The sequence below is a fragment of the Tahibacter caeni genome (assembly GCF_024609805.1).
GTDB classification, from domain to species: Bacteria; Pseudomonadota; Gammaproteobacteria; order Xanthomonadales; family Rhodanobacteraceae; genus Tahibacter; species Tahibacter caeni.
This window is the reverse complement of record NZ_JANFVR010000341.1, coordinates 1-4,969: the sequence shown is the minus strand read 5'-3', so window position 1 is coordinate 4,969 and position 4,969 is coordinate 1. Positions and strand designations below refer to the sequence as shown.

At 70.1% G+C, this 4,969-nt stretch carries 4 protein-coding genes and 1 pseudogene; 3 read left to right on the top strand and 2 right to left on the bottom strand.

Annotation, left to right across the window (positions count from 1 at the left end; genetic code table 11):
* Window positions 1–103: 103 nt before the first annotated feature.
* Window positions 104–433, bottom strand: coding sequence for a hypothetical protein (locus NON22_RS20275; RefSeq protein ID WP_257388794.1), 330 nt, complete (start codon window positions 431–433; stop codon window positions 104–106).
* Between the two features lie 186 nt (window positions 434–619).
* On the opposite strand from NON22_RS20275, the gene creD reads away from it, so the two are divergent.
* Together creD and tsaB are read left to right on the top strand one after the other, a co-directional pair.
* Window positions 620–1,930 carry a cell envelope integrity protein CreD gene (gene creD, locus NON22_RS20270; protein ID WP_257388793.1) on the top strand — a complete coding sequence of 437 codons (1,311 nt, stop codon included), beginning with the start codon at window positions 620–622 and terminating at the stop codon, window positions 1,928–1,930.
* 36 nt (window positions 1,931–1,966) lie between these two features.
* Window positions 1,967–2,653, top strand: a complete 687-nt coding sequence (tsaB, locus tag NON22_RS20265) for a tRNA (adenosine(37)-N6)-threonylcarbamoyltransferase complex dimerization subunit type 1 TsaB (protein ID WP_257388792.1) — start codon at window positions 1,967–1,969, stop codon at window positions 2,651–2,653.
* Between the two features lie 66 nt (window positions 2,654–2,719).
* Here the strand turns inward: tsaB and mgtE are convergent, their stop codons facing one another.
* Complete coding sequence (mgtE, locus tag NON22_RS20260; RefSeq protein WP_257388791.1) at window positions 2,720–4,081, bottom strand: magnesium transporter; 1,362 nt, start codon at window positions 4,079–4,081, stop codon at window positions 2,720–2,722.
* Window positions 4,082–4,601: 520 nt separating this feature from the next.
* On the opposite strand from mgtE, the pseudogene NON22_RS20255 reads away from it, so the two are divergent.
* Window positions 4,602–4,969 (top strand): annotated as a pseudogene (locus NON22_RS20255) (hypothetical protein); the annotation flags it as partial.

The window sequence follows — 4,969 nt, the reverse complement described above, 5'->3', positions numbered from 1 at the left end:
CAGAGGCGGCTGCGGTGTCGCCGGCCGCCGGCGCCGGCGCATGAAAAAGCCCGGGACAGGCCCGGGCTCGAGGAAGGCGGCGGCGCCGGCCGCCGGCGGCGGATCAGGCGGCGAAGTGCTTGCTGCCCACGAGGGTCAGTTTTGGACGCGCCGGCGCCGTCGCCGGGCCCGGTGCGGTCTCGGCGCCGGCGACGTCGTCGCCCGGCACGAGGTTCGCGAAGCTGTCCTCGAAGCGCGCGAAGCGCAGCTCCGAGGCGCGGGCGACGCTGCCCGGCACGATGCCGGCGGTCAGCAGCTGCTGCAGCATCGCGCGGTGTTCCGGCCCGAATTCCGGATCCTTGAGGGCTTCGTCGAGGGCGCTGACCAGCGCCGCCAGCCAATGGGCATTCGGAGCGCGCAGCGCGAGCAGCATTTCCTGGGTCGACAAAGCCATTGTTCCGGTCCGCGTTGGGAGAGGGGCGGTTCACATCTGTGACGGCGAACACGTTCAAGCACGAACGGTGCCAATCCCGCCTGCCCGCAAAGCGCCCGCATTCGCCCGGCCCCGGCCCGGTCCGGGCCGCCGGGCCGTCCGCACCGGCGGCGCTAATGGCCGCACCCCAAGCCGGATGAGATCCCCATGTTTCCCAGAGCCCCGTCCTACACGCCGAAGGTGCTCGGCATCGCCGCGCTGGCCCTGCTGATGCTGATTCCGCTGCTGCTCGTGCAGGGACTCGTCGCCGAGCGCGCGAGCCTGCGCGACGCGGCGGTCAGCCAGATCGCCTCGCGTTGGGGCGAAGCGCAGACCCTCGGCGGCCCGCTGCTCGCGCTGACCTATACCCAGCGCTGGAAGACCGAGCAGGGCTGGGTCGAACGCCAGAACACGCGCGTCCTGCTGCCGGCGCAGATGGACGTGAATGCGCGTCTGCGCACGAGCACGCGGGCCTACGGCATCTATGCGACACCGGTCTATACCGCCGGCGTATCCCTGCGCGCCGGCTTCGACGTCGACGAACAGGCCGAGCTGCGCCAGCTGCTCGCCGACGGCGCCAGGCTGGAGCTACGCCTGCCGCTGACCGATCCGCGCGGCCTGCGCGAGGTGCGTCAGGTCACGGTCAACGGCCAGACGCGACGCCTGCAGCCCGGCGCGCCGACGGCCGGCTTCGCGACGCTGGCGCTGACACTCGATGCGGCGCTGCTGCAGCAGCCTATCGCCGTCGAGCTCGACTTCGACCTGGCCGGCACCGAGCGCCTGCAGTTCCTGCCGCTCGGGCGCACGACCAATCTCGCGCTCGCCGCCGACTGGGGCGATCCGAGCTTCACCGGCGCGTTCCTGCCGGTCCGGCACGACATCAAGCCGAAGGAATTCCAGGCCAGCTGGCAGGTGCTCGAGCTCAATCGCGGCTTCGGCCAGTCCTGGGACGAGAACGATCCGAACGGCCAGCACGTCGCGGCCGCGGCGTTCGGCGTCACGCTGTACCAACCGGCCAGTGTCTACCAGCAGAACGAGCGCGCGAGCAAATACGGCGTGCTGTTCATCGCGCTGACCTTCGTCGCGTTCTTCCTGTTCGAGGTGCTGCGGCAGCTGCGCGTGCATCCGGTGCAGTACCTGCTGATCGGCGTCGCGCTGTGCACGTTCTACCTGCTGCTGCTCGCGTTGTCGGAGCAGATCGGTTTCGGCGCGGCCTATGCGCTGGCGTCGGCGGCCGTCGCGTTGCTGATCGGCGGCTATGCAGCCGCGGTGCTCGCGACGCGGCGCGCCGGCCTGCTGCTCGGCGGCAGCCTCGCGCTGGTCTACGGCCTGCTGTATGGTCTCGTGGTCAGCGAGCAGTATTCGCTGCTGATAGGGGCTTTCGCGCTGCTGGCCGTCGTCGCCTTGCTGATGTACCTGACGCGCCGCGTCGACTGGTACGGCGAACGCGCCGCCGCCGCGCCGGCCGATGCCTCCTGAGCGTGCGCCGCCCCTGACTGCCACCGACGGATTCCCATGAACCTGCTTGCGATCGAAACTTCCACCGAAGCCTGCTCGGTGGCCCTGCATCACGCCGGCACGACCCTCGCGCGCAGCGAGCTCGCGCCGCGGCGCCACGCGGAGCTGGTCCTGCCCATGGCCGACGCGTTGCTGGCCGAGGCCGGCCTGAGCCGGCGCCGGCTCGACGCGATCGCGGTCGGCCGCGGTCCCGGCGCATTCACCGGCGTGCGGCTCGCCGTGTCGATCGCCCAGGGCATGGCGCTGGGCCTGGATCTGCCGGTGATCCCGATCTCCTCGCTCGCGGCGCTCGCGCTCGATGCGCCGGACAACGGCGCCGACGTGCTCGCCGTGATCGACGCACGCATGGGCGAAGTCTATGCGGCCTGCTACCGGCGCACGGCCGGCGATACCCTGCAGACGCTCGACGACGAGCGCGTCTGCGCGCCGGAGCGGCTGCAACTGCCGCCCGGCGCCGACTGGAACGTCATCGGCAGCGGCTGGCAGGCCTATCGCGACGTGCTGTCCGCGCAGCTGCCGGCGCCGCGCTGGGCCGACGGCCAGCGCTATCCGCAGGCGCGCGCGATCGCCGTGCTCGCCGTCGCGGAGTTCAAGGCCGGCCGCCTGCTGCCGCCCGAGCAGGCATTGCCGCTGTACCTGCGCGACAAGGTCGCGCTGACGCTCGCCGAGCAGCGCGCGCGATAGTCGCCGGCGAACCGCCGCCGAGCCGCGCGTCGCGGTCCACGGACCGCGCTGCGCCCGTCCGGGCGCCTAGCGCAGCAGCAGCACCGTCGACAGGCCGAGGAACGACGCGAAGCCGCAGCAGTCGGTGACCGTCGTCAGCAGCACGCCGCCGGCCAGCGCCGGGTCGATGCCGATGCGGCGCAGGCCCAGCGGCAGGAACACGCCGGTCAGGGCCGCGGCGAGCAGGTTCAGTACCATGGCCGCGCCGAACGCCGTCGCGAGCCACAGATCGTGATAGATCAGCAGCGCGATGCTGCCGACCGTCAGCGCCCAGAGCAGGCCGTTGGCCAGCGCGACGAGCACTTCCTTGCGCAGCAGGAACATCGCGTTCGATGCGGTGACCTGGCCCAGCGCCATCGCGCGGATCATCAGAGTCTGCACCTGCGTGCCGGCGACGCCGCCCATGCTCGCGACGATCGGCATCAGCACGGCGCAGGCCACGACCTGCTTGAGCACGTCCTCGAAATTGCCGATGACCCAGGACGCGAGAAACGCGGTCAGCAGATTGATGCCGAGCCAGATCGCGCGGCGCTTGGTCGTGCGCGGCACCGGCGCGAACAGATCCTCTTCCTCGTCGAGGCCGGCCGCGCCGAGGGCCTGATGCTCGGCCTGGTCGCGGATGATGTCGACGACGTCGTCGATCGTGATGTGGCCGAGCAGCACGTTGTTCTCGTCGACGACGGGCGCGCTGAGCCAGTCGTGGTTGGCGAAGCGCTGCGCCACTTCGGACACCGGCGTGTCGGCGTCGATGGCCGGCTGGTCGGTGTCCATGATGCGGTTGACCGCATCGGCCGGCTCGGCGGTCAGCAGCTGGGCCAGCGAGATGCGGCCCTGGTACTGGCGGCGCCGGCTCAGCACGTAGAGATGGTGCGTGCCTTCGGGCAGCTCGCCGCGCAGGCGCAGGTAGCGCAGCACCACGTCCACGCTGACGTCGGCGCGCACGGTGACGACGTCCGGATTCATCAGGCGGCCGGCCGTGTCCTCGGCGTAGGTCAGCATCTGCTCGAGGCGCTCGCGGTTCTCCCGGTCCATCGACTTGAGCACTTCGTCGATGACCGTGTCGGGCAGGTCCTCGAGCAGGTCGGCGAGGTCGTCGATGTCCAGCGACTCGGCCGCGGCGACGATTTCGTCGGTGTCCATCGCGCGCAGCAGGTCTTCGCGCACGTCCTCGCCGACGTGGACCAGCACTTCGCCGTCGTCCTCGGCGTCGACGAGGCCCCAGACGACCTGGCGCTTGGCCGACGGCAGCGACTCGAGCAGATTGCCGATCTCGGCCGGCGACAAGGTGTTGACCAGTCGCTTGACCGGCCCGAGCCGCCCGCTGTCCAGCGCCTGTTCGAGCAGGCGCAGCTGCTTGGCGGTCTTGTCCTGTCGGGTGGTCTCGGCCATGAGTTACTCCGTGCGGCCTGCGGATTGTCGCGGACGGCGGCGGATTCGCCTACTGCGGGCGAACGGACCGCGACCGAACCGCGGTTCTGGCGGCGCATCCGCCGGATGCCGCGCGCGATGGAGCCGGGGTGGCGCGCACGGCCCGGCCGCCCCTCTGCTGTTTTGCTTCTTTGTTTAATTTTTAGCATCGCGGTGCGCCAGCGGGCCGCCACCTGCTGCGGCGTTCGTCGCTCGCGCGTGCCGCTCGCGTGCGACAGCAGGGACAGATGGTCCGCCGCCGGCGCAGATTTCAATGCATCGCCGGCGCCGACTGCGCGAATTAGGGGAACCGCCGCTCGCGCCCGTCAACGACGACACCCGCGATGCGCGAAGCGGAGCGCGTTGCGCGCTTTCGTTAGAACAATGTGAAACATGGCGGACGCGATATTGCGTTCTTTCGCAATTTCCGGGAATTCGCCTCGCCGGTCGCGGCGTCAGCGACTAGGATATTTTTCCGACAGAAGTCGAAAAGGAGGGAACGATGTTCGTACGGCGACGGATTGTCGACAATTTACTGACGCTCGCGGTGCTCGTGCTGGCTGCGTATTTCCTGCTGACGGCCTTGTGCGCGATCGCGAATTTCGCGTGGCGGCAACCGATGTTCGATCAGCTGCGGCTCTACGAAATGTATCTGTCCCGTCCGTTTCCGCAGAATGCCTGGCAGCTCGACAACGGACACCGGCCTATCGTGCCGGTATTCGTGCGCGTCGCCGAGATCCACTGGTTCCGGGCCAATCAGCTGCTGCAGATCGGCGTCGGTCTCGCCTGCGCATTCGGCACGGCCGGCATCGTCGCCTGGTGCGGCTGGCGCGAGCGCGCGCTCGCCGCGCCGGTGCGCGCGACCGCCGT

Bases quoted from the DNA above. Each gene is read 5' to 3' on its own strand.
- mgtE (WP_257388791.1), bottom strand. From the start codon at position 4,081: ATGGCCGAGACCACCCGACAGGACAAGACCGCCAAGCAGCTGCGCCTG.
- tsaB (WP_257388792.1), top strand. From the start codon at position 1,967: ATGAACCTGCTTGCGATCGAAACTTCCACCGAAGCCTGCTCGGTGGCC.
- NON22_RS20275 (WP_257388794.1), bottom strand. From the start codon at position 433: ATGGCTTTGTCGACCCAGGAAATGCTGCTCGCGCTGCGCGCTCCGAAT.
- creD (WP_257388793.1), top strand. From the start codon at position 620: ATGTTTCCCAGAGCCCCGTCCTACACGCCGAAGGTGCTCGGCATCGCC.